20 protein-coding genes and 1 pseudogene are annotated in these 22,590 nt (G+C 69.7%); 15 read left to right on the top strand and 6 right to left on the bottom strand.

Annotation, left to right across the window (positions count from 1 at the left end; translation table 11 throughout):
• Positions 1-10: 10 nt before the first annotated feature.
• The 11 genes from PVT71_RS27825 (at position 11) to PVT71_RS27775 (ending at position 12,979) form a co-directional block, all read left to right on the top strand.
• Positions 11-1,021 (top strand): Gfo/Idh/MocA family oxidoreductase, encoded by a 1,011-nt coding sequence (locus PVT71_RS27825; RefSeq protein WP_353476596.1) that lies wholly within the window; start codon positions 11-13, stop codon positions 1,019-1,021.
• Positions 1,022-1,031: 10 nt separating this feature from the next.
• Positions 1,032-1,829, top strand: a complete 798-nt coding sequence (locus tag PVT71_RS27820) for a TIM barrel protein (RefSeq protein ID WP_353476595.1) — start codon at positions 1,032-1,034, stop codon at positions 1,827-1,829.
• A gap of 121 nt (positions 1,830-1,950) precedes the next feature.
• A complete protein-coding gene (gene iolC, locus PVT71_RS27815; protein ID WP_353476594.1) occupies positions 1,951-3,864 on the top strand; it encodes a 5-dehydro-2-deoxygluconokinase in 1,914 nt (637 codons plus the stop codon).
• Between the two features lie 110 nt (positions 3,865-3,974).
• On the top strand, positions 3,975-5,801 hold the full coding sequence (gene iolD / locus PVT71_RS27810; protein ID WP_353476593.1) for a 3D-(3,5/4)-trihydroxycyclohexane-1,2-dione acylhydrolase (decyclizing): 1,827 nt from the start codon (positions 3,975-3,977) through the stop codon (positions 5,799-5,801).
• A 48-nt stretch (positions 5,802-5,849) separates the two neighbouring features.
• Positions 5,850-6,758 carry a myo-inosose-2 dehydratase gene (gene iolE / locus PVT71_RS27805; protein WP_353476592.1) on the top strand — a complete coding sequence of 303 codons (909 nt, stop codon included), beginning with the start codon at positions 5,850-5,852 and terminating at the stop codon, positions 6,756-6,758.
• A gap of 35 nt (positions 6,759-6,793) precedes the next feature.
• The gene (gene iolB / locus PVT71_RS27800) at positions 6,794-7,588 is read left to right on the top strand and encodes a 5-deoxy-glucuronate isomerase (protein ID WP_353476591.1); all 795 of its coding nucleotides are present in this window, start codon (positions 6,794-6,796) and stop codon (positions 7,586-7,588) included.
• A 28-nt stretch (positions 7,589-7,616) separates the two neighbouring features.
• Positions 7,617-8,627, top strand: a complete 1,011-nt coding sequence (gene iolG / locus PVT71_RS27795) for an inositol 2-dehydrogenase (protein ID WP_353476590.1) — start codon at positions 7,617-7,619, stop codon at positions 8,625-8,627.
• 26 nt (positions 8,628-8,653) lie between these two features.
• On the top strand, positions 8,654-9,571 hold the full coding sequence (gene iolE / locus PVT71_RS27790; protein ID WP_353476589.1) for a myo-inosose-2 dehydratase: 918 nt from the start codon (positions 8,654-8,656) through the stop codon (positions 9,569-9,571).
• Between the two features lie 13 nt (positions 9,572-9,584).
• Positions 9,585-10,790, top strand: coding sequence for a Gfo/Idh/MocA family oxidoreductase (locus tag PVT71_RS27785; RefSeq protein WP_353476588.1), 1,206 nt, complete (start codon positions 9,585-9,587; stop codon positions 10,788-10,790).
• Positions 10,787-11,812, top strand: coding sequence for a Gfo/Idh/MocA family oxidoreductase (locus PVT71_RS27780; protein ID WP_353476587.1), 1,026 nt, complete (start codon positions 10,787-10,789; stop codon positions 11,810-11,812). The genes PVT71_RS27785 and PVT71_RS27780 overlap by 4 nt, the downstream gene beginning before the upstream one ends.
• Before the next feature lie 144 nt (positions 11,813-11,956).
• The gene (locus PVT71_RS27775) at positions 11,957-12,979 is read left to right on the top strand and encodes a phosphatase PAP2 family protein (protein ID WP_353476586.1); all 1,023 of its coding nucleotides are present in this window, start codon (positions 11,957-11,959) and stop codon (positions 12,977-12,979) included.
• A gap of 6 nt (positions 12,980-12,985) precedes the next feature.
• On the opposite strand, the gene secF is transcribed toward PVT71_RS27775, so the two are convergent.
• The 3 genes and pseudogenes from secF to PVT71_RS27760 all read right to left on the bottom strand — a co-directional run bounded on the left by secF (position 12,986) and on the right by PVT71_RS27760 (position 16,026).
• The gene (gene secF, locus PVT71_RS27770; protein ID WP_353476585.1) at positions 12,986-13,894 is read right to left on the bottom strand and encodes a protein translocase subunit SecF; all 909 of its coding nucleotides are present in this window, start codon (positions 13,892-13,894) and stop codon (positions 12,986-12,988) included.
• A gap of 3 nt (positions 13,895-13,897) precedes the next feature.
• Positions 13,898-15,537, bottom strand: a pseudogene (gene secD, locus PVT71_RS27765) (protein translocase subunit SecD).
• 129 nt (positions 15,538-15,666) lie between these two features.
• A complete protein-coding gene (locus tag PVT71_RS27760; protein ID WP_353476584.1) occupies positions 15,667-16,026 on the bottom strand; it encodes a hypothetical protein in 360 nt (119 codons plus the stop codon).
• A 380-nt stretch (positions 16,027-16,406) separates the two neighbouring features.
• On the opposite strand from PVT71_RS27760, the gene PVT71_RS27755 reads away from it, so the two are divergent.
• Positions 16,407-16,742: a hypothetical protein gene (locus PVT71_RS27755; protein WP_353476583.1), complete on the top strand. Its 336-nt coding sequence runs from the start codon at positions 16,407-16,409 to the stop codon at positions 16,740-16,742.
• Between the two features lie 51 nt (positions 16,743-16,793).
• On the opposite strand, the gene PVT71_RS27750 is transcribed toward PVT71_RS27755, so the two are convergent.
• Complete coding sequence (locus tag PVT71_RS27750; protein ID WP_353476582.1) at positions 16,794-17,207, bottom strand: VOC family protein; 414 nt, start codon at positions 17,205-17,207, stop codon at positions 16,794-16,796.
• Positions 17,208-17,297: 90 nt separating this feature from the next.
• On the opposite strand from PVT71_RS27750, the gene PVT71_RS27745 reads away from it, so the two are divergent.
• Together PVT71_RS27745 and doeA are read left to right on the top strand one after the other, a co-directional pair.
• Complete coding sequence (locus PVT71_RS27745) at positions 17,298-18,155, top strand: LysR family transcriptional regulator (RefSeq protein ID WP_353476581.1); 858 nt, start codon at positions 17,298-17,300, stop codon at positions 18,153-18,155.
• 189 nt (positions 18,156-18,344) lie between these two features.
• Positions 18,345-19,541 (top strand): ectoine hydrolase DoeA, encoded by a 1,197-nt coding sequence (gene doeA, locus PVT71_RS27740; RefSeq protein ID WP_353476580.1) that lies wholly within the window; start codon positions 18,345-18,347, stop codon positions 19,539-19,541.
• Between the two features lie 48 nt (positions 19,542-19,589).
• Here doeA and PVT71_RS27735 read toward each other — a convergent pair whose 3' ends face one another.
• Positions 19,590-20,111, bottom strand: a complete 522-nt coding sequence (locus tag PVT71_RS27735) for an N-acetyltransferase family protein (RefSeq protein ID WP_353476579.1) — start codon at positions 20,109-20,111, stop codon at positions 19,590-19,592.
• Positions 20,112-20,403: 292 nt separating this feature from the next.
• Between PVT71_RS27735 and PVT71_RS27730 the strand changes: the two genes are divergently transcribed.
• Positions 20,404-20,994: a helix-turn-helix domain-containing protein gene (locus tag PVT71_RS27730; RefSeq protein WP_353476578.1), complete on the top strand. Its 591-nt coding sequence runs from the start codon at positions 20,404-20,406 to the stop codon at positions 20,992-20,994.
• A 9-nt stretch (positions 20,995-21,003) separates the two neighbouring features.
• Here PVT71_RS27730 and murJ read toward each other — a convergent pair whose 3' ends face one another.
• Complete coding sequence (gene murJ / locus PVT71_RS27725; RefSeq protein ID WP_353476577.1) at positions 21,004-22,542, bottom strand: murein biosynthesis integral membrane protein MurJ; 1,539 nt, start codon at positions 22,540-22,542, stop codon at positions 21,004-21,006.
• Positions 22,543-22,590: the final 48 nt, after the last annotated feature.

Genomic DNA, 22,590 nt, shown 5'->3' with positions numbered 1-22,590 from the left:
GGTCTCGGAAATGACTTTGAAAATCGGTGTCATCGGCACGGGGATGATCGGGCGCGATCACACGCGGCGGTTGCAGCATGTGCTGGCGGGGGCGGAGGTGGTCGCGCTCAGCGACTACAACCCCGAGGCTGCCCGCGCGGTGCAGGCCGAGTTCGCGCCGCAGGCCACGGTCTACGAGCGCGGCGAGGACCTGATCGCCGCGGCAGACGTCGACGCGGTGCTGGTCTGCTCGACCGGCTCCACGCACGAGGCCTATGTCCTTGCCGCCATCGCCGCCGGCAAGCCCTGCTTCTGCGAGAAACCCCTCGCCACCACCGCCGAGGGCGCCAAGCGCATCGTCGATGCCGAGGTGGCGGGTGGCAAGCGGCTGGTGCAGGTCGGCTTCATGCGCCGCTACGACGCGGGCTACGTCGCGCTCAAGCAGGCGGTCGAGACCCGCACCGGCGCGCCGATCATGGTCCATGCCGCGCACCGCAACCCGACCGTGCCCGAGCAATACGTGACCCCCATGGCGATCCACGACACCTTCGTGCACGAGATCGACGTGTTCCGCTGGTTGCTGGGGGACGACTACGTCTCGGCTCGCGTCACCTTCCCGCGCAGCTGCGCCGCCACCCACGCCAATCTGCGCGATCCGCAGATCGTCACGCTGACCACAGCCAAGGGCGTGGTGATCACCACCGAGATCTACGTGAACTGCAAGTACGGCTACGACATCCAGTGCGAGGTCGTCGGCGAGGAAGGCATCGCCCGGCTGCCCGAGCCCATGGCCATCCAGATGCGCCTCAACGCCACGCTTCAGAATGCGATCCTGACCGACTGGAAGGACCGCTTCGTCGCCAGCTACGACACCGAGCTGCAGGATTTCATCAAGGCCGCCTCGGCGGGCACCGCCACCGGCCCGACCTCCTGGGACGGCTACATGGCCGCCGTGACCTGCGACGCCTGCGTGAAGGCGCAGGAGAGCGATGGCGCCGCCATCGCCATCACCAACCCCGAGCGCCCCGCGCTCTACGCCTGAGGACATGCCCATGGAGTTCGCGATCAACCACATCTGCGCGCCGAAGCTCTCGGTCGAGGAAGTCTTCGCCATGGCCAGGCGGCTCGGCTCCACCGGGGTCGAGATCCGCAACGACATCCCCGACGTGATGAACAATGTCGCGCCCGATGCGGTGAAAGCCGCGGCCGCGGCGGCGGGGGTCGAGATCCTGTCGATCAACGCGCTCTACCCGTTCAACGTCTGGTCGGGCGACCTGCCGGAGCGGGCCGAGAGGATGGCCGACTACGCCCGCGACTGCGGCGCGAAGGCGCTGGTGCTCTGCCCGCTCAACGACGGCACGCCGGTGCCCGAGGCGCAGCTCGTCGAGGCGCTGCGGAACCTCGCCCCGATCCTGCGCGCGCGCGGGATCACCGGGCTGGTCGAGCCGCTCGGTTTCCCGGTCTCCTCGCTGCGTCGCAAGGCGGATGCCATCGCAGCGATCGAGGCGGCGGGGGGCGAGGATGTCTTCCGGCTGATGCACGACACCTTCCACCACACCCTCGCCGGTGAGACCGAGATCTTCCCCGAATGGACCGGGCTCGTGCACATCTCCGGCGTGACCGATCCCGGCGTCGCGGTCGAGGACATGCTCGATGCGCACCGGGTACTGGTGGATGCGGGTGACCGACTCGGCAACCTGCCGCAGATCCGCGCGCTGCTGGCGGCGGGCTACGACGGCCCCTTCTCCTTCGAGCCCTTCGCCGAGGAGGTCCATGCGCTCCCGGACCCCGAAGCGGCGCTGGCCGAGAGCATCGCCTTCGTGCGCGAGGGCGTGGTGGCCAAGGTCTGAACGTCCGGGCGGCCGCTCTCCCTTGGCCGCCCGGAACAGGGTGCTGCGCCCTCCTCCCGCGCGGCGCGGCACCCGCAACTCCCCGATAGGCCCGCGCCGCGGGACAGCCAGAGGACGACAGATGAGCAAGAGTTTGGACGTGATCACCATCGGGCGCGCGGGCGTGGATTTCTACGGCGCGCAGATCGGCGGCCGGCTGGAGGACATGGGCAGCTTCGAGAAGTACATCGGCGGCTCGCCCACCAACATTGCCTGCGGCACCGCGCGGCTCGGGATGAAATCGGCACTGATCTCCCGCGTTGGGAACGAGCACATGGGGCGCTTCATCCTCGAGCAGCTTGCCCGCGAGGGGGTCGAGACGCGCGGCGTCAAGACCGACCCCGAGCGGCTGACCGCGCTGGTCATCCTCGGCATCCGCGACCGCGAGCAGTTCCCGCTGATCTTTTACCGCGAGAACTGCGCCGACATGGCGCTCTGCGAGGAGGACATCGACGAGGCGTTCATCGCCTCCGCGCGGGCGGTCGTGCCGACGGGCACGCACCTCAGCCACGCGAACACCCGCGCGGCGGTGCTGAAGGCGCTGGCGCTTGCCAAGAAGCACGGCGCGCGGACCGCGCTCGACATCGACTACCGCCCGAACCTCTGGGGCGTGCTCGGCCACGGCGACGGCGAGAGCCGCTTTGCCGAGAGCGCCGAGGTCACCGCGCAGCTGCAATCCACGCTGCACCTCTTCGACCTGATCGTCGGCACCGAGGAGGAGTTCCACATCGCCGGCGGCTCGACCGACACGCTCGAGGCGCTGCGCAACGTGCGCAGGGTCTCGGAGGCGGTGCTGGTCTGCAAGCGCGGACCGATGGGCGCGACGGCCTTCGAGGGCGCGATCCCGGACAGCCTCGATGACGGTCAGACCGGGCCGGGTTTCCCGATCGAGGTGTTCAACGTGCTGGGGGCCGGCGACGGGTTCATGTCGGGCTTGCTGAAGGGCTGGCTCGATGGCGAGGACTGGCCGACGACGCTGAAATACGCCAACGCCTGCGGCGCTTTCGCCGTCTCGCGCCACGGCTGCACCCCGGCTTACCCGAGCTGGGAGGAACTGCAGTATTTCTTCGAGCGCGGCATCCAGCGAAGGGACCTGCGCAACGACGCCGCGCTCGAGCAGGTGCATTGGGCGACGAACCGCAAGGGCGACTGGTTGACCATGCGCGTCTTCGCCTTCGACCACCGCAGCCAGATGGAAGAGATGGCCGGCGCATGCCCCGAGAAGATCGGCGCTTTCAAGCAGCTCTGCCTGCGGGCGGCGCAGGAGGTGGCGGGCGGGCAGGGGGGCTTCGGCATCCTCTGCGACGGGCGGCTCGGACGCGAGGCGCTCTACCGCGCCGAGGGCACAGGGCTCTGGATCGGCCGCCCGGTGGAATGGCCCGGCTCGCGGCCGCTGATGCTCGAGCCCGAACTGGGCCCGGACATTGGCGGGCTCAGGGAATGGCCGCGGGATCAGGTGGTGAAGTGCCTGTGCTTCTGCCACCCCGAGGACGATGCCGCGACCTGGGCCGCGCAGGAGGAGACAGTGCTGCGGCTCTTCACCGCCGCGCGGCGGAGCGGGCTGGAGTTCCTGCTGGAGGTGATCCCCTCGAAGGTCGGCCCTGTGAACGACGAGACCACGGCGCAGGTGATCCGCCGCTTCTACGCGCTCGGCATCTGCCCTGACTGGTGGAAGCTCGAGCCGTTCCGCAGCGAGGCGGCCTGGGCCAAGGCCGTGGCGGCGATCGAGGAGAACGACCCGCGCACCCGCGGCATCGTGGTGCTGGGTCTCGACGCGCCGGAGGAGGAGCTGGCCGAGAGCTTCGCGCTCGCCGCGCGCCAGCCGCTCGTGAAGGGCTTTGCCGTGGGCCGGACGATTTTCGGCGACGCGGCGCGGGCCTGGATGGGCGGCGCGATCTCGGATGGCGAGGCGGTGGAGCAGATGGCGGCGCGCTACGCCCGGCTCTGCGCGCTCTGGGACCGGGCGCGGGCCGGGGCGCGGGAGGTGGCGGCATGAAGGACGGCGAACAGGGAGGGGGCTCTGCCCCCGTCTGCCTGCGGCAGACTCCCCCGGGATATTTGGACCATGTGGAAACGGCCGCGGCTGGCCGAGTGGGAGATGAGGCGATGGGCATGATCCGGCTGACGGCGGCGCAGGCGATGATGAGATGGCTCTCGGTGCAGATGACCGAGGAGGGCGAGCGCTTCGTCGAGAGGGTCTGGGCGATCTTCGGGCACGGCAACGTGGCGGGGATCGGCGAGGCGCTGCACGGCATCGGCGAGGCGCTGCCCACCTGGCGCGGGCAGAACGAGCAGACCATGGCCCATGCCGCCATCGCCTATGCCAAGACCAAGCGGCGGCGGCGGGCGATGGCGGTGACCTCCTCGATCGGGCCGGGCGCGACCAACATGGTGACCGCCGCGGCGCTGGCGCATGTGAACCGCCTGCCGCTGCTGCTCATCCCGGGCGATGTCTTTGCCAACCGCCGGCCCGACCCGGTGCTGCAGCAGATCGAGGACTGGGGCGACGGCACGGTCTCGGCCAACGACTGCTTCCGCCCGGTGTCGCGCTACTTCGACCGCATCACCCGGCCCGAGCACCTGCTGACCTGCCTGCCGCGGGCCCTGCAGGCGATGACCGACCCGGCCAATTGCGGCCCGGTGACTTTGGCGTTTTGTCAGGACGTGCAGGCGGAGGCCTATGACTATCCCGAGGCGTTCTTCGAACCGCGCGTCTGGCGCATCCGCCGGCCTGAGCCGGACCCGGTCGAGCTCGAGGCGGCGCTGGAGATGCTCCAGGGCGCCGAGCGGCCGCTGATCGTCTCGGGCGGCGGCGTGCTCTACTCCGGCGCCGAGGGGGTGCTGGCGGAGTTTGCCACGCGCCACGGCATTCCGGTCGTGGAGACGCAGGCCGGCAAGGGCGGGCTTTCGTGGGAGCACGAGATGAACTTCGGCTCGCCCGGCGTCACGGGGTCTGCCTGCGGCAATGAATTGGCGGCGCGCGCGGACCTCATCCTCGGTGTCGGCACGCGGTTCCAGGATTTCACCACCGGCTCGTGGACGGTGTTCGGCGCAGAGGGGCGGCGGCTGCTTTCGGTCAACCTCTCGGGGTACGACGCACAGAAGCATGGGGCGGCGCCGGTGGTGGGTGATGCCAGGGTGGTGCTCGAGAAGTTGGGCGCGGGGCTGGGGGACCGCGCTTTCGGCTGGCACGATCCGGCGGCGCGGACCGGCTGGCATGAGACGGTGGCGCAGGTGACCGCCGCGCCGAACGCGGCGGGTCTGCCCAGCGATGCGCAGGTGATCGGCGCGGTGCAGCGGGTGGCGACGAAGGACACCGTCGTCATGTGCGCCGCGGGCACCATGCCGGGCGCGCTGCAGGTGCTCTGGCAGGCGGCCGAGGGCGGCTATCACATGGAATACGGCTATTCCTGCATGGGTTACGAGCTCGCCGGTGCCATGGGCATCAAGCTCGCCGCGCCCGGCAAGGAGGTGATCTGCTTCGTCGGCGACGGCTCCTACATGATGGCCAACTCCGAGCTCGCGACCGCGGTGATGCGGCGGGTGCCCTTCACCACGGTGCTCACCGACAACCGCGGCTACGGTTGCATCAACCGGCTGCAGATCGAGTGCGGCGGGGCGGAGTTCAACAACATGTACCGCGACAGCAACGTCGAGGTGCAGCCCGAGATCGACTTCGTCGCCCATGCCGCCGCGATGGGCGCGCATGCCGAGAAGGCGGGCAGCATCGCCGAGCTCGAGGCGAAGATCGTCGCCGCGCGCGGGCGCGACATTCCCACGGTGATCGTCATCGACACCACGGCGGTGCCCGGCACCGGCGCGGGCGGGCACTGGTGGGACGTGGCCGTGCCGCAGGTCGGCGGGCCGGAGCGGCTCGAGGCGGCGCGCGAGAAATACGAGGCCAATGCCGGCAGGCAGCGGGTCTTCGACTGAAGGCGCAGCCCTCGGCGACATGGACATGACAAGGATCGGGAGAGAGAGATGATCCGTTTCGGCACCAACCCCATCGCCTGGTCGAACGACGACGACTGGTCGATCGGCGATCACCTGAGCCTCGAGGATTGCCTAGGCGACTGTCGGACGCTCGGCTTCGACGGCATCGAGAAGGGCCACAAGATGCCCGAGGACGGCGCCGCGCTGAAAGCCGTGCTCGCCGGGTTCGGGCTGCGCTTTGCGGCGGGCTGGTTCTCGACGGGCCTGCTGGTGAACGACCTGCAGGCCGAGGTGCGGGCGCTGCGCGACTGGATCGCCTTCACCAAGGCGGCGGGGGGCGATCACATCAACGCATGCGAATGCTCGAACACGGTGCATGGCAATGACGCGGTGGCGGTGAACGACCGCCCGGTGATGAGTGAGGCCGAGTGGGACCGCTTCTCGCGCGGCTACGAGGAGCTCTCGCGCGTCGCCGCCGAGGAGGGGGTGGCGATGGGCTATCACCACCACATGGGCACGATCATCGAGAGCGCGGGGGACATCGCGCGCTTCATGGAGATGGCGGGGCCGCACACGCGGCTGTTGCTCGACACCGGCCATGCCTGGTTCGGCGGCGCCGATCCCGAGGCGCTGGCGCGGCAATACATGGACCGGGTGAGCCACATCCACTGCAAGAACGTGCGCCCCGAGGTGGCCCGCGAGGTGCGCGAAAAGGGCCTGAGTTTCCTCGAGGGGGTGCGGCGCGGCACCTTCACCGTGCCGGGCGATCCCGAGGGCTGCGTCGACTTCGAGCCGGTGCTGAGGGTCGCGGCGGAGCACGGGTATTCGGGCTGGATCGTCATCGAGGCCGAGCAGGACAGCGCAGTCCGCAATCCGCTCGAGTACCAGGGGCTCGGGCTGCGGACGCTGAAGGCGCTCTCGGCCAAGGTCGGGCTGATCACCCCGCAGGAGGCGTGAGCGCGTCAGGGAAACAGGACAGGGACACCGGGCAGATGAGCCACCTTCTTCACCACCCTTTCGGCACCCATGGCAAGGTGCACGAGATCACCCCGGCGAGCGCTGGCTGGCGCTACGTCGGCTTCTCGCTCTACCGGCTGCGCGCGGGCGAGCGCGTGTCAGAGGCCACCGGCGAGCGCGAGGTGATCCTCGTGCTGGTCGAGGGCAGGGCGAGGCTCACCGGCGCGGGACAGGACTGGGGCGAGCTCGGCGCGCGGATGAGCGTCTTCGAGAAGAGCCCGCCGCATTGCCTCTACCTGCCGGACGGCAGCGACTGGAGCGCCGAGGCCACCACCGACTGCACGCTCGCGGTCTGCTCGGCGCCGGGCAGGGGCGGGCACGCGGCGCGGCGGATCGGGCCGGAGGGGATCAGCCTCACCCAGCGCGGCGAGGGGGCGAACACCCGCCACATCAACAATATCGCCATGGAGAACGAGGACTATTGCGACAGCCTGCTGGTCACCGAGGTCTTCACCCCGGCGGGCAACTGGTCGTCCTACCCGAGCCACCGCCACGACGAGGACGACTTCCCGCGCATCACCTATCTCGAGGAGACCTACTACCACCGGCTGAACCCGGGCGACGGTTTCGGCATCCAGCGCGTCTACACCGACGACCGGCTGCTCGACGAGACCATGGCGGTGCATGACCACGACGTGGTCTGCGTGCCGCGCGGCCACCACCCCTGCGGCGCGCCGCACGGGTTCGAGATGTATTACCTCAACGTCATGGCCGGGCCGCTGCGCAAATGGCGCTTCGTGCCCGCGCCGCAGGTCGCGCACCTGCTGTAGCGGCGCGCCGAAGGAGGGAGGAGAGCACATGGTCCAGCTTGCCGTTTTCGGGGCCGGCCGCATCGGGCAGATCCACGCCCGCAACGCGGCGGCGCAGCCCGGGCTGCACGTGAAGTACATCGTCGACCCGCTCGAGGGCCCGGCGCGGGAGGATCTCGCCAGGGCGACCGGCGCGCGCATCGTCAGCGCCGAGCAGGTCTTTGCCGACCCCAAGCTGCACGGCATCATCGTCGCGAGTTCCACCAGCAGCCACGCGCCGCTGCTGCACCGCGCCGCCGAGACCGGCAAGGCGGTGTTCTGCGAGAAGCCGGTGAGCCTCGATTTCGCGCTCACCGAGAAGGCGGTGGCGGCGGTCGAGGCGGCGGGCATCCCCTGCATGCTGGGCTTCCAGCGGCGCTACGATGCCTCGTTCCGGGCGCTGCAGGCGCGGGTGGCAAGCGGCGAGGCGGGGCGGCTCGAGCACCTCATCATGCAATCGCGCGACCCGGCGCCGCCGCCGGTCTCCTATGTGAAAAGCTCGGGCGGCATGTTCCGCGACACGGCGATCCATGACATGGACATGGCGCGCTTCCTGCTCGGCGAGGAGATCGCCTCGGTCTACGCGCGGGGCTCCTGCCTCATTTCGCCCGAGATCGGCGCGGCGGGGGATGTCGACACGCTGATGATCACCCTCGTCACGGTGAGCGGGCGGCTGGCGCAGGTGGTCAACTGCCGGCGCGGGCCGATGGGCTACGACCAGCGGCTCGAGGCGATCTGTGCGCGCGAGGTGCTGCGGGTCGAGAACGCGCCGCAGGGCACGCTGCACGTGGTGCGCCCCGAGGGCACGCTGGCGCCGCCGCCGATGAACTATTTCCTCGAGCGTTTCGCGCAGGCCTACCGCGACGAGATGGCCGCCTTCGCCGGGCTGATCGAGCACGGCACCCCGCCGCTCGCCACGGCGCGCGACGGGCTCGAGGCGCAGCGGCTGGTCGAGGCGGCGATCCGGTCGAACGAGACCGGGCAGGCCGTGGCGATGAGCCCGGACTGGCGCCCGGAATGACAGCCGCAGCACGGGAGGAGGACCCGATGAGCGCAACCGATTTCCTGCCGCCGGGGCTGCGGCTCGGGGTGAGCCCGCTCTCATGGGCCAATGACGTGCTGGAGGATCTGGGCGCGGACATCCCGCTCGAGACCTGCCTGCGCGACGCGGCGGAGGCGGGCTACGAAGGGGTCGAGCTCGGCCGCAAGTTCCCGCGCCGGCCCGAGCTTCTGGCGCCTCTGCTGAAGGGCCACGGGCTTTCCCTCGCCTCGGGCTGGTACTCGGGCGAGCTGGCCGAGCGCGACGTCGCCGCCGAGCTCGCGGCAGTGGCCCCCCACGCACGGCTGTTGCAGGCGATGGGCTGCGGGGTGATGGTCTATGGCGAGGTGGCGATGATGGCACCGGGCGCGCCGCTCGATGCGCCGATGTCGCGCCGCCGGGTGATGCTGCCGCGCGAGGTTCCGGGCTATGCCGAGCGGCTCACCGGGTTTGCCCGTCACCTGCTGGGCGAGTACGGGCTGCGGCTGGCCTATCACCACCACCTGATGATGATCGCCGAGACCTTCGAGGAGATCTCGGACATCCTCGGGCGCTGCGGGCCGGACGTGGGGCTGTTGCTCGACACCGGCCACGCCGTCGCCTCGGGCTTCAGCTACACGCGGCTCATCGAGCGCTTCGGCGATCGGATCGCGCACATCCACCTCAAGGACGTGCGCAGCAGCGCCATGCGGCAGGTGCGCGACCGCGATGCCAGCTTCAACGAGGGGGTGCGGCAGGGGATGTTCACCGTGCCCGGCGACGGCGCGCTCGATTTCGGCCCGCTGGTCCGTTTCGCCGCCGGAGGCGACTACCGCGGCTGGCTGATCGTCGAGGCCGAGCAGGACCCCGCCATCGCCCCGCCGCGCGCCGCCGTGACCCGCGCCTTCGACCACATCCGCGCGGCCTTTGCCGCCTTGCCCGCCTGAGCAGGAGAGAGACATGCAGAAGAGACTGAACATCGGCCTCATCGGATCGGGCTTCATGGGGCAGGCCCATGCCGACGCCTTCCGCCGTGCCGCGATGCTGTACCGCGACCTTCCCGCCGTGCCGCATCCCTACATGCTGGCCGATGCGACCGAGGAACTGGCGGCGGAGGCGGCCGCGCGCTTCGGCTTCGAGCGCAGCACCGGCGACTGGCGCGCGCTGGTGGCTGATCCGGGTGTCGACGTGGTCGACATCACCTCGCCAAACGCGCTGCATTTCGACATGGCGATGGCGGCGATCGCGGCGGGCAAGCACGTCTATTGCGAAAAGCCGCTCTCGGTGACGCTGGCCGAGGCCGAGGCGATGGCCGCCGCGGCGGCCGCCGCCGGGGTGAAGACCATGGTCGCCTTCAACAACGTGAAGACCCCTGCGGCCATGCTGGCGAAGCAGCTGATCGACCGGGGCGAGATCGGCACGCCGATGCGCTTCCGCGGCTGGTTCGACCAGGGCTTCTTCAACGACCCCGAGCTGCCGTTCTCGTGGCGCTGCACGCGGCGCGAGGCGGGGTCGGGCGCGCTCGGCGATCTTGGCAGCCACGTGATCTCGGTGGCGCAGTACCTCATGGGCGGGATCGAGAGCACCATCGCGCAGAGCCAGACCTATTTCCCGAGCCGTCCGGTGCCGCAGGGCGCGGCGGGCTACGGCGCCAAGGCCAGCGAGGGTGCGCCGCGCCGCGCGGTCGAGAACGAGGACCAGATCCAGACACTCGTGCGTTTCGAGAGCGGCGCGGGGGGCACGATCGAGGCCTCGCGCGTCTCGGCGGGCAAGGTCTTCGGCGTCTACTGGGAGGTCTCGGGCACCACGGGGACGATCCTGATGGACGGCGAGCGCTTCAACGAGCTGAAGATCGCGCGCTTCGGCGACGAGAAGCCCGACCGCGGCTTCAAGACGCTGCTGGCGGGCAGCCAGGTGCCGCAGTTCTCGGCCTTCTTCCCCTTCGACTTCGCCGGGGGCGGGCTCGGCTATTTCGACGTGAAGGTGATCGAGGTGCGCGACCTCGTCGAGGGTATCATGTCGGATGCGGACTGCGCCCCGAACTTCGCCTTCGGGCTGGAGAACATGCGCATCATGGACGCCATGGAGCGCTCGCTGGCAAGCGGGGTCTGGGAGCGGGTCGGAAGCACCGCGCCCGCCAACCGGCCGCAGGGCGTGCCCGCATGAGCTTTCCTTCGGCACTGCCCGCCTCGCGCGTGCCGGACCCGATGGCGGCCCCGGCGCTGCGCTGGGGCCTGCTCGGCACAGGCTGGATCGCGCAGCGCTTCATCGAGTCGGTGCGCGCCCATACCACGCAGGAGATCGCGGCGGTCGGCTCGCGCTCGCAGGAGAGCGCCGACCGTTTCGCGGCGGACTGGCGGATCCCCACCGCCCACGGCAGCTACGAGGCGCTGGTGAATGATCCCTCGCTCGACGTGATCTACGTCGCCACGCCGCACAACCTGCACGCCGCCCATGCCGAGATGGCGCTGAGCGCGGGCAGGAACGTGCTGGTGGAAAAGCCGATGGTTCTGAGCCATGCCGACGGCGTGCGGCTCGCCGAACTGGCCCTCGCGCGCGGGCTCTTCCTCGCCGAGGCGCTCTGGACCTACTTCCTGCCGAAGTTCGACGTGCTGGACCAGATCCTCACCTCGGGCGCGCTTGGCGAGATCAAGTCGGTGCACACCGAGTACGGCGAGTATTTCACCCGCGATCACCGCATCTTCGATCCGGCGCTGGCGGGCGGGCCGCTCAACGATCTCGGCACCTACCCGGTGTCGCTGTTGACCCGGCTGCTCGGCGTGCCGGAGAAGGTGCTGGGCCTTGCGCAGATGGACGAAAGCGGGGTGCAGGGGCAGCTGTCGGTGATCCTTGCCGATGCGCGGGGCAACCAGGGCACCATGTCCACGACGCTCTACGGGATCACCCCGACCAACGCGGCGATCGTCGGCACGAAGGGCACGGTGCGGTTCGGCAGCGAGTTCAACCTGCCGGGGCCGTTCCGGGTGATCTCGGCCGATGGTGGCACCGTGCTCGACTACGTGGAGCCGGCGGGGCGGCATTTCGACGGGCTTTTCTACGAGGCGGCAGAGGTCGCGCGCTGCATCGCCGCCGGGCTCACCGAGACGCCGAAACGGCCGCTGACGGACACGCTCGACATGCTGGCGACGATGGATGCAATCCGCGCGGCGCTCGCTCCCGGTGCCTGAGAGCAGGGATCCGCCAGCGGGAGCGGGCCGCGCGGATTATCCAGCCCCTTGACTACAAAGGGGCCTAAGGTCTCCTACATGTCGAGTTCGTGACAATCTGCTCGTGAAGGACATGTTGAAATCTTCCGCTCTGACGAGGTGGCCATGACCCTGGCGCCATCCCGGGCCTTCTTCGCCTTCGGCATCGGCTACGCGCTGGTCTCGTTCCTGATCGCCATCCTGTTCCGCGACGGGGTGGTGGCCGACGTGCTGGGAACGGTGTCCGGCGATCTCGACGTCTCGCTCTGGTATCTCTGGCTGGCCGCCGGGCTGGTGTCGCTCTGGGCCGTCCGCGCCGAGACGCGGCGGGGCACGGGCACCGCCGGGGCGGTCGGCACCGTCGCCATGGTCTATGCCGCGATCCTCTCGCTGCACGTCGGGTTCACCATGTTCAAGACGACGATGCCGTCGATCGTTCCCTATTACGCCGACCCCTATCTCGCGCGGTTCGACGCCTGGCTGCACGGGCACACCGACCCCTGGGCGGTCATCAACCGGCTGTTCGGGGCGCAGACCATGCTCAGCCTTACGCCGCTCTACCAGGGGCCCTGGCTGGTCGCGGCCTTCCTCTTCCCGGTGATCCTGATCGCCACCGACGACGACCCGGTGCGGGTGAAGCGCTACCTCGTGCTCTACTGCGCAAGCTGGATCGTCATCGGCAACGTGCTGGCGCTGAGCGGCATGTCGGTGGGGCCGATCTTCTACGACCGGCTCTACGACAGCGACCGCTTCGCCGCGCTGACCCGGACGCTGCATTTCGCGGGGCTCGACCGCACGGTGATGGGCGCGCTGCAGGACTACCTGTGGGACATGTATGCCGCGGGGCGCGAGGGCTTTGGCACCGGCATCTCGGCCTTTGCCTCGGTGCACGTGTCTGTGGCGACCGTCGTGGCGCTCTATTGCGGCGAGCGCTCGGTGCTGCTGGCTTTCCCGGCGGCACTCTTCTGCGGCGCGATCCTGCTCCTGTCGATCTGGAGCGGCTATCACTACGCGGTGGACGGGTATTTCTCGATCGGGGTGATGGCGCTGCTGTGGATGTACCTGCGCCGGCGCATGGAGACGCAGGATCCCGTGACCGCGCGCGCCGGGCATGGCGTGGAGCGGCGGCTGCGGATGGGCAAGGACTGAACCGCCTTACGGTGTCCCCGCCCGCAGGTCGCGGGCGGGGAGCAATGGCTCAGCTGTGGGTGGCGGCCAGCGCCGCCTCGCGCTCGCGAAGACGAAGCCGCGGATCACGTCGCCGCCCAGCACCAGCAGCGCGATCAGCGCGACCAGCGTGGTGAACGAGGTCATCAGCGTCCGGCTCAGAGTCTCGTTGGCCGAGAGGTTCAGCACCTCCTTCAGGTCCGTCTTCTTGTACTTGATCAGGTTCTCGCGCACCCGGTCGAAGACCACCACCGTGTCGTTGATCGAGTAGCCGAGGATGGTCAGCAGCGCCGCGACGATGGTCAGGTCGACCTTCATCTGCAGCTCGGAGAAGACGCCGATCGTCAGGATCACGTCATGCACCAGCGCCAGCACCGCGCCGACGGCGAACTGCCACTCGAAGCGCAGCCAGATGTAGATCAGCACCGCGGCGATCGACAGGACCACGGCCTCGACCGCGGTCCAGATCAGCTCGCCCGAGACCTTGGGCCCCACCGATTCCACCGAGACGAACTCGATGTCCGGCGAGACGCCCTGCAGCGCCGCCTCGACCGCGCTGATGGTTTCGGGGGTGACCGCCTCGGCCTCGTCCTGCGCCTGGATGCGCACCATGGCGACGTTCTGGTCCGGCCCGAAGGCCGGGTCGAACACCTCGGAGATGACCACATCGCCCAGCCCCAGCGCGCCGAGCGCGTCGCGGTAGGCGCCCACGTCCACCGGCTCGGCGCTCTGCGTGCGGATCGTGGTGCCGCCGCGGAAGTCGATGCCGTAGTTCAGGCCGCGGATGCCGAAGCTCGCCATGGCGAGCACCAGCATGAGCCCGGAGATGCCCAGCCACAGCTTCCAGCGCTTGAAGAAGTCGAAGCTGGTGTTGTCGGGAATGACTCGAAGACGCATGGCTCAGACCTCGATGGTTTTGGGACGGCGGCGGTCGTACCAGATCGCGATCAGCAGCCGGGTGACGAAGATCGCGGTGAAGACCGAGGTGACGATGCCGAGGCCGAGGGTGATGGCGAAACCGCGCACCGGACCCGAGCCCATGACATAGAGGATGATCGCCGTGATGATGGTGGTCAGGTTGGCGTCGATGATCGCCGACAGCGCCTTCTCGTAGCCGAGCTCGATCGCCCGGGCCGGGCCGCGCGCGGTCTTCAGCTCCTCGCGGATGCGCTCGAAGATCAGCACGTTGGCGTCGACCGCCATGCCGACGGTCAGCACGATGCCGGCGATGCCGGGCAGCGTGAGCGTCGCGCCGATGAGCGACAGCAGGCCGAAGATCAGGCCGATGTTCACGATCAGCGCGATATTGGCGAAGACCCCGAAGAGACCGTAGCTCGCCCACATGAAGCCGAGCACCGCGACGAAGGCCACGCCGGTCGCCAGCTTGCCCGCGTCGATGCTGTCCTGGCCGAGCTCCGGCCCGATGGTCCGCTCTTCGAGGAAGTGCAGCTCGGCGGGCAGGGCGCCGGCGCGCAGCAGCACGGCGAGAGCTCGGTCGACTGCTCGACGGTGAAGTGGCCGGTGATGATCCCCGAACCGCCGGGGATGTGGCTCTGGATCACCGGGGCCGAGAGCACCTTGCCGTCGAGCACGATGGCGAAGGGCTCGCCGATATGCGCGGCGGTGTAGTCGCCGAAGGCGCGGGCGCCCGAGGTGTCGAAGCGGAAGGTCACCGCGGGGCGGCCGTTCTGGTCGAAGCTGGGCTTGGAGTCGACGAGATCCTCGCCGGTGACCACGGCCCGCGGGTCGAGGTTGTAGATGACCTCCGGCTGGTCGGCGGAGGGCAGCGACAGCGTGTCGGAGCCCGCGCCGGCGCCGGTGCCGAGCACCGGGTTGAACGAGAGCCGCGCGGTGGTGCCGATGAGGCTCTTCAGCGTTTCGGCGCTGTCGATGCCCGGCACCTCGATGAGGATGCGGTCCTGGCCCTGGCGCAGGATGGTGGGCTCGCGCGTGCCCGCCTCGTCGATGCGGCGACGGATGATCTCGAGGCTCTGCGCCACGACGCGGTCGGCCATCTCGGCGCGGCCCGCCTCGGTGTAGCGGATGACGAGGGTGCTGCCCTCGGCCGAGGCCTCGATGTCGGACTGCCCGGCGCCGGAAAGCGAGGTGACCGGGGTCGCGAAGCCGCGCGCGGCCTGCAGCGCGGCGTCCATGCCCTGCGGCTCGGAGATCGAGACGCGCAGCTCGCCGACGGGGGCGTCGACGCGGCGCAGCGTGCCGACCTGTGCGCGCAGGTTGCGCAGCGCGTCACGCAGGTCGGGCCAGAGCGTGTCCATGCGCTCGCGCGCGACGCCGTCGACGTCGACCTCGGCCAGAAGATGCGCGCCGCCGCGCAGGTCGAGCCCGAGGTTCACGAGGTCGGAGGCAAGCCAGCTCGGCCAGCTCGCGCTGCCGGAGGCGGTGGTGTCCGTCGCGTTTTGCGCGACGAGGTCGTTGTGCTGCTCGACGCGCGCATAGAAGGCGTTCGGCAGGGCGAGCCAGAGGCAGAGGAGGCAGACGCCCCACACCCCGAGGCGTTTCCACAAGGTTGGTCTTTGCATGTCGGATCCCGGACAGATCCCGTCGCCATGGCGGTGCGGGACGTGTCGATATGTCTTGGTCTTGTCGTGATATGGGTGCCCCGGCGCCCGTCCCTGATCGGGATCAGGCGTGGCGGGGGCTTCGCGGGATCATGCTGCGGGGGGTGCGCGCGGCGGGTGGACCTTCTGCCCGGCGCGGCGGTAGAGCGCGCGCGTGACGGCCCAGGCGAGCCGGAACGAGGCCGCGGAGGGCGGGGCGAGGACCGCGAGCGTGGGCGTCAGCGCGTGCAGGAAGAGCGGGTCGGGCACGGTCGGATCGCCGGCGCGCTCGACCGCGGCGGGGCGCACGACGCCCTTGGCCTCGGTGAGCACGTAGCTGGCAATCGTCTCGGCCGCCTGCCGCACGCTGGCCAGCGGCACCTTCGGCGACGGGTACACGACCAGCCCGGCCAGCAGGCCGAGCAGCAGGACAAGCGCCCCGATCCGTCGCGTGATCGTCGTGGTGGTCATGGCCGCCCACTCTTGCCGTGCCGCGCGGCGCTGCGCAACCACATAGGGCGCGCAGGGGCTCTCCCTCGGTCCCGCCGCGCGGCCGCGCCGGTCGGCACGAGGCGCCTGCGGGGGAAGGGGGCGGGGGTGACCATGTTCAGGCTGTCCGGCGAAGAAGGGCGCTTGGGATGCGTTCGCCAACCGTCGTCCCGAAAGGTCGCGGAGGCCCCGATGTGGAAGATAGGAGCCCGCCCGCGGATTTCGAGGGGGCGCAGGCTCCAGCCGCTCTCCGGCGCATGGCCGGTCTTGCAATCATCGGGAACGCCGGGGAAAAAATCTCCGGGTCGGGTGCGGAGTGCCGCTGCAGGACAGATGCCGCCCGGCAAGGAAAGGAAGACCGGATGTCCGCGACCGCGATGCCCGGCGGCCAGATCATCCTGAAGATGCCCGACCAGCATGCCGCCAGCCATGCCTTCGGGCTACCCTGCGAGACGATGATCGGCTGGCACGAGGGCGGGCAGGGCTGCTCCGATATCGAACACGTACCGACCCACGACGAGCGCACCGCTGGACAGGCTGCTGCCCGACGACGCCTTCGTGACCGCCGAGCCGGGCTTGGCCGCGATCTATCCCTCGGCCCTCCTGTCGGTGCGCAAGGCGGGGCCGACTTGATCGAGATGTGCGTGCGGAACTGGGTCGAGATCGCGAAGCAGAAAGGCCTGCTCGGGTTCTTGTAGCGGAAAGGGCCCGCACCCGGCAGGGGGGCGGGCCCACGTGCACGCAAGATCTCAGCGCGCGAAGAGACCGGCGAAATCGGCGAAGCCCTTGATCTCGATCGGATTGCCCGAGGGGTCGAAGAAGAACATCGTGCGCTGCTCGCCCGGCTCGCCCTCGAAGCGGATCACCGGCGGGATGTCGAAGGCGATGCCGTGCTTCTCCAGCCGCTCGGCGAGTGCCAGCCAGTCCGGCAGGGCCAGCACCACGCCCATATGGGGCATCATGACCATGTGATCGCCGACCTTGCCGGTGCGCGTGGTCTCGAAGGGCTTGCCGAGATGGAACGAAAGCTGGTGGCCGAAGAAGTCGAAATCGACCCATGTGTCGGTCGAACGGCCTTCCTCGCAACCCAGCACGTCGCCGTAGAAGCGGCGGGTCTCGTCGAGATCGGTGACATGGATGGCGAGGTGGAAGAGGGATTTCATCAAGGGTCTCCTGTTTTCGGATGACAGCAGTAGAGCCATCCGACAAAAAGGAAAAACGCATTGTTCTGTGTCTGAGAAAAGGTTTTTCCGATGGACACCCGGTTTCTCGAGAGCCTGCTGAGCGTGGTCGAGACCGGCTCGATCGTGGCGGCGGCGCGGGCGCAGAACCTGACCCCCGCCGCGACGAGCCAGCGGATACAGGTGCTGGAGCGGGAGCTTGGCGTGCAGCTGCTGACCCGCAAGGCCAATGCCGCCGTGCCGACGCGCAGCTGCCTCGACCTGCTCGAGCCGATGCGGCAGGTCGTGGCGCAGACTCGGGCGCTGAAGCAGCGCGCCGCGCCGGGCGTGGCCGAGGGGGTCGTGCGGCTTGGCGCGATCTCGACCATGCTGACCGGGATCGTGCCCGACCTCTTGAAGGCGCTGCGCCGCATCGCGCCGGGGGTCACGCTCGAGATCGAGCCGGGGAGTTCGCAGGCGCTGCACGAGGCGGTGCTGGAGGGGCGGCTCGACGCCGCGCTGATCGTCGCGCCCGGTGTCCCGCCGCTCGAGCGGATCCGGCTGCTCGAGCTGCGGCGCGAGCCGTTGGTGCTGCTGGCTCCGGCGGGTGAGGCGCATCGCCCCGTGGCCGAGCTCTTCGCCGGGCATCCGCATGTCGCCTATGACCCGCGCAGCTGGGGCGGGCGGATCGCGCAGCGCTATCTCGACGATCACGGCATCGCGGCGCAGCGGCTCTGCGCGCTCGACGGGCTCGAGGCGATCTCCGAGATGGTGCGGCAGGGCGCGGGCGTGTCGGTGGTGCCGGACTGGCCGGGGCTGCGGGGCGCGGTGCCGCTGCCGGACGGGCATCTCTACCAGCGGTCCATCGTCGTCGTGACACCGGAGAACGGCGAACGCCCGGCTTGTACCCGCGCGCTGCTCGAGGCGCTGGCGGAGGTCACCGCGACCTGACGCGGGTGGCTGCCCCGAAATCAAGCGCGGCGGGGAGGGTGCGGGGCGGACCTTGGTCTTGCACCGGTCGGGACTGGACATGAGGGGGATCTCGGGCGACGGTCCGGGGACGTTGTTCAAGACGCGCAAGGGGTTTCGCGGCAGCCCGTCGCCGCCCGCGCGCGTGCCGTATCTGTCACAGAGGTCCGAATGCCCGAACTCCAGCGAACCCCCGAGCGATACACGACCGAGGAATACGAGGCCCGGCTCGAGAAGATCCGCGCCCGCATGGAACGCGAGGGGCTCGACCTGCTGATCCTCAGCGATCCGTCGAACATGGCCTGGGTCGCGGGCTACGGCGGCTGGTCCTTCTACGTGCACCAGTGCGTGCTCGTCGGGCCGGACGGACCGCCCGTATGGTTCGGGCGCGGGCAGGATGCCAACGGCGCCTACCGCACCGTCTGGATGCCGCCCGAGCAGGTCATCGGCTATCCCGACCACTACGTGCAGTCGACCGAACGCCACCCGATGGAGTACCTCTGCGCCAAGCTGGTCGAGCGCGGCTGGGACAAGGGCCGGATCGGCGTCGAGATGGACAACTACTGGTTCTCGGCCCGCGCCTACGAAAGGCTGCAGAACGGCCTTCCCGATGCGAAATTCAAGGACATCACCGGCTTCATCAACTGGCAGCGCGCGGTGAAATCCCCCAAGGAACTCGACTACATGCGCCAAGCCGCGCGCATCGTCGAGCGCATGCACCACCGCATCGCCGACAAGGTCGAGGTCGGCATCCGCAAGTGCGATCTCGTGGCCGAGATCTATGACGCGGGGCTGCGCTATGACGAATGGTACGGCCATGGCGGCGACTATCCGGCGATCGTGCCGCTGCTGCCCTCGGGGCCGGACGCGGCCGCGCCGCACCTCACCTGGGACGACCTGCCGATGAAGGCGGGCGAGGGCACATTCTTCGAGATCGCCGGATGCTACCAGCGCTACCACGTGCCGCTCTCGCGGACGATCTACCTCGGCACCCCGCCGCAGGAGATCCTCGACGCCGAGAAGGCGGTGCTCGAGGGCATGGAGGCGGGGCTCGAGGCGGCGCGGGCGGGCAACCTCTGCGAGGACATGGCCAAGGCCTTCTTCGGCACGCTCGAGAAATTCGGCATCGAGAAGGACAACCGGGCGGGCTACTCCATCGGCCTCAGCTACCCGCCCGACTGGGGCGAGCGCACCATGTCGATCCGCCGCGGCGACCGGACGGTGCTGCAGCCGGGCATGACCTTCCACTTCATGACCGGGCTCTGGATGGAGAACTGGGGCTACGAGACCACGGAATCCATCGCCATCACCGAGGGCACGCCCGAGGTCTTCTGCGACATCCCGCGCAAGATGCTGATCAAGGCCTGAGCGAGGCGGCGCCGGGTCCCGCCTGCGCGGGGGCCCGGCGGAAAGTGGTCAGGCGATCTGGTCGGGCTGCTCGCGGCTGTCGAGGCGGATCTGCATGAAGGCGAGATCGAGCCACGCGCCGAACTTGGTGCCGACTTCCGAAAGGTGGCCGACCTTCTCGAACCCCAGCTTCTCGTGCAGGCGGATCGACGCGGTGTTGCCCGCCTCGATGCCGGCGACCATGACGTGCTTGCCGAGCGCCCGCGCCCGCTCCATGAGCGCGACCATCAGCACCCGTCCCACGCCGCCGCCGCGCTGGCTGCCGAGGACGTAGACCGAATGCTCGACCGTGTGCCGGTAGCCGTCGAAGGCGCGCCAGTCGCCGAAGGTGGCGTAGCCGATCACCTCGCCCGTGTCGGATTGCGCCACGAGCACCGGGTAGCCCGCGCGCTGGCGGTCGGTCCACCAGGCGTGCCGATTGGCGCTGTCCACGGTCCTGTCGTTCCAGATCGCGGTCGTGTTGCGCACGGCGTCGTTGTAGATGGCGGTGATGGCGTCGATGTCGCCCGCTTCCGCGTCGCGTATCCGCATGTGACCCTCTCTGAGTCGGTGGTGCTTGCGCCTGATTTCCACTATAGTACACAAAAGCGCAACCCGTGTCGGGATCGGGATAGCCCGGCCTTGGTGGATTTCCTTCCGGGATTTCGGGCTGAGAGCGGGGCAGGAAGGTGGAAGGAGTGTGGATGTCGGCTGGTCGAAGAACATCGGGTGGCTTCCCGGGTGTCGGGGGCGCGGATGGTTACTATAGTAATCAATGCCTCTCCTGGACAATCTGCGCGGGAGGCGGCGGGGCAACCCCGGCAGGCATTGAGACCCGCGGGAGATGACCGAAGCGACGACGCCCGCGACCGGGGCACCCGCCGGCGCTGCGCAGGGCTTTGCGGAGCGGCTCTTCGAGCTCAGGCGCCATGCCGGGTGGAGCCGGCAGCAGCTGGCCGAGCGGGCGGGGGTGTCGCAGGGCATGATCAACAAGCTCGAGCGCGGGCAGAGCAGCCCGACGATCGAGATGGTGGGCAAGCTCTCGGCGGCCTTCGGCATGACGGTCTCGGAACTCGTCGCGCAGCCGGCGATGGCGCAGCAGCGCGTGGCGCGGCAGGCAGATCGCGTGCCGTTCTTCGATCCGAAGACCCGGCTCTCGCGCGAAACCGTGTCGCCGCACGGGTCGGCAACCGGGATGGACGTGACGAAGGTGGTGCTGCCGCCGCGGTCCGAGGCCGGGTTCCCCGCCGGGGCCTTCACCTTCATCAGCCAGCTCATCTGGGTTCTCGAGGGCGAGCTGACCGTGGTCTGCGGCGGCGAGGCCGAGACCCTCGGCGCCGGTGACAGCATGTCGCTCGGCGCGCCGAGCCCGGTCACCTTCCGCAATGCCACGGATCGTTACGTGAGCTACGCGGTCATCGTCCGCCGTCACTGAGCCGCGGGGTCACCGGCGGCGGCGGCGCAGGCCGAGGTCGCCGGGCCGGACCGCGCCGAAGAGCCATCCCGCCAGCAGGTAGGTGACGGTCCCGCCGATCACCAGCGCGCCGAGCGCGAGATAGCGCGTGCCGGGGGTGTCGAAGGCGTCGCCCAGCATGTGGCGCAGGGTCCAGACCGCCACCCCCATGACCGCCGAGGCCAGCAGGATGCGCGGCGCGCGCCGGCGCAGCCGCTCGTCGAGGCGGGCGGTCTCGCCGAAGCCCCGAACGCCGCGCCAGAGCTGCAGCACCATGGTCCACCCGGCGACCGTCGTGCCGAGGGCCGAGGCGGAAAAGCCGATGAGCGGCGCGAGGCCGAGGGCGACGACGGCATTCACCACCATCGACCAGAGCGCGAAGCGGAACGGGGCGCGCGTGTCGCCGCGTGCGAAGTAGAGCGGTTGCAGCACCTTGTGCAGCACGAAGGCCGGAAGCCCCGCGCCGTAGATCGCGAGGGCGAGCGCGGTCGGGCCGACGTCGGACTGCAGGAAGGCGCCGCGGCGGAAGAGCACGGAGATCAGCGGCTCGGCGGCGAGGATCAGCGCCACGGCGGCGGGCACCGTCAGCAGCAGCGCAAGTTCGGCGGCGCGGTTGAAGGCGTGGCGGGCACCGGCCCGGTCGCCGGATTTCTGCCGCCGCGAAATCTCGGGCAGGAGCACGATGCCGATGGCGATCCCGACCACCCCCAGTGGCAGCTGGTAGAGCCGGTCGGCATTTGTCAGCCAGGCGATGCCGTGGTCGAAGAAGGACCCGACCTGCCGCCCGACCAGCAGGTTCACCTGCACCACCCCGCCGGCCAGCACCGCCGGGGCCGCGATCGCCAGCAGCCGCCGCATGTCCGGGCTCAGCCGCGGTCGGCGCAGGCGCAGGGAAAAGCCCATCCGCCGCGCCGCCCACCAGACCGTGGCAAGCTGCGCAAGGCCCGAGACCGGTGTCGACCAGGCCATGGCAAGGCCCATGTCCCAGCCGAGCCGGTCCGCCATCAGCATCGCGGCGATAAGGATGAGGTTCATCAGCACGGGCGCGGCGGCGGCGGCGACGAAGCGGCCGCCGGCGTTCAGCAGGCCCGAGAGCAGCGCGGTCAGCGAGATGAAGAGGATGTAGGGAAAGCAGATGCGCCCGTAGAGCACCGCGAGGTCGAACCGCGCGTCGCCGATGAAGCCGCTCGCCTGCAGCGCGACCAGCCAGGGCATCGCCAGATGCGCCAGCATCGACACCGCGAGCACCACCGTGAAGAGCCCCGAGAAGGCCTCTTCGGCAAAGCCGCGCGGGTTGTCGCCGGCCTCGAGCCGATGCGCGAACATCGGCACGAAGGCGGTGTTGAAGGCGCCCTCGGCAAAGAAGCGGCGGAACATGTTGGGCAGGCTGAAGGCGACGAGATAGGCCTGCGCGACCGGCCCCGTGCCGAGGTAGGCGGCGATCATCAGGTCGCGCACGAAGCCGACGAGGCGGCTCAGCAGGGTCCAGCTTCCGACCGAGAGGATGCTGCGGAAGAGCGGGCTTCTCATCTTGCGGACCCGGAGGGGCAGGGCTCGGACATGTGTTCCCTTTCGCGC

It is taken from the genome of Salipiger sp. H15 (assembly GCF_040409955.1).
In the GTDB taxonomy this organism is placed as follows: Bacteria; Pseudomonadota; Alphaproteobacteria; order Rhodobacterales; family Rhodobacteraceae; genus Salipiger.
The sequence above is the reverse complement of the archived record's forward strand: the minus strand, read 5'-3'. Positions and strand labels throughout refer to the sequence as shown.

What these genes read in the sequence shown, in the direction of transcription:
- PVT71_RS27825 (WP_353476596.1), top strand. Translation starts at nt 11, where the DNA reads ATGACTTTGAAAATCGGTGTCATCGGCACGGGGATGATCGGGCGCGAT.
- PVT71_RS27820 (WP_353476595.1), top strand. Translation starts at nt 1,032, where the DNA reads ATGGAGTTCGCGATCAACCACATCTGCGCGCCGAAGCTCTCGGTCGAG.
- iolC (WP_353476594.1), top strand. Translation starts at nt 1,951, where the DNA reads ATGAGCAAGAGTTTGGACGTGATCACCATCGGGCGCGCGGGCGTGGAT.
- iolD (WP_353476593.1), top strand. Translation starts at nt 3,975, where the DNA reads ATGGGCATGATCCGGCTGACGGCGGCGCAGGCGATGATGAGATGGCTC.
- iolE (WP_353476592.1), top strand. Translation starts at nt 5,850, where the DNA reads ATGATCCGTTTCGGCACCAACCCCATCGCCTGGTCGAACGACGACGAC.
- iolB (WP_353476591.1), top strand. Translation starts at nt 6,794, where the DNA reads ATGAGCCACCTTCTTCACCACCCTTTCGGCACCCATGGCAAGGTGCAC.
- iolG (WP_353476590.1), top strand. Translation starts at nt 7,617, where the DNA reads ATGGTCCAGCTTGCCGTTTTCGGGGCCGGCCGCATCGGGCAGATCCAC.
- iolE (WP_353476589.1), top strand. Translation starts at nt 8,654, where the DNA reads ATGAGCGCAACCGATTTCCTGCCGCCGGGGCTGCGGCTCGGGGTGAGC.
- PVT71_RS27785 (WP_353476588.1), top strand. Translation starts at nt 9,585, where the DNA reads ATGCAGAAGAGACTGAACATCGGCCTCATCGGATCGGGCTTCATGGGG.
- PVT71_RS27780 (WP_353476587.1), top strand. Translation starts at nt 10,787, where the DNA reads ATGAGCTTTCCTTCGGCACTGCCCGCCTCGCGCGTGCCGGACCCGATG.
- PVT71_RS27775 (WP_353476586.1), top strand. Translation starts at nt 11,957, where the DNA reads ATGACCCTGGCGCCATCCCGGGCCTTCTTCGCCTTCGGCATCGGCTAC.
- secF (WP_353476585.1), bottom strand. Translation starts at nt 13,894, where the DNA reads ATGCGTCTTCGAGTCATTCCCGACAACACCAGCTTCGACTTCTTCAAG.
- PVT71_RS27760 (WP_353476584.1), bottom strand. Translation starts at nt 16,026, where the DNA reads ATGACCACCACGACGATCACGCGACGGATCGGGGCGCTTGTCCTGCTG.
- PVT71_RS27755 (WP_353476583.1), top strand. Translation starts at nt 16,407, where the DNA reads ATGTCCGCGACCGCGATGCCCGGCGGCCAGATCATCCTGAAGATGCCC.
- PVT71_RS27750 (WP_353476582.1), bottom strand. Translation starts at nt 17,207, where the DNA reads ATGAAATCCCTCTTCCACCTCGCCATCCATGTCACCGATCTCGACGAG.
- PVT71_RS27745 (WP_353476581.1), top strand. Translation starts at nt 17,298, where the DNA reads ATGGACACCCGGTTTCTCGAGAGCCTGCTGAGCGTGGTCGAGACCGGC.
- doeA (WP_353476580.1), top strand. Translation starts at nt 18,345, where the DNA reads ATGCCCGAACTCCAGCGAACCCCCGAGCGATACACGACCGAGGAATAC.
- PVT71_RS27735 (WP_353476579.1), bottom strand. Translation starts at nt 20,111, where the DNA reads ATGCGGATACGCGACGCGGAAGCGGGCGACATCGACGCCATCACCGCC.
- PVT71_RS27730 (WP_353476578.1), top strand. Translation starts at nt 20,404, where the DNA reads ATGACCGAAGCGACGACGCCCGCGACCGGGGCACCCGCCGGCGCTGCG.
- murJ (WP_353476577.1), bottom strand. Translation starts at nt 22,542, where the DNA reads ATGAGAAGCCCGCTCTTCCGCAGCATCCTCTCGGTCGGAAGCTGGACC.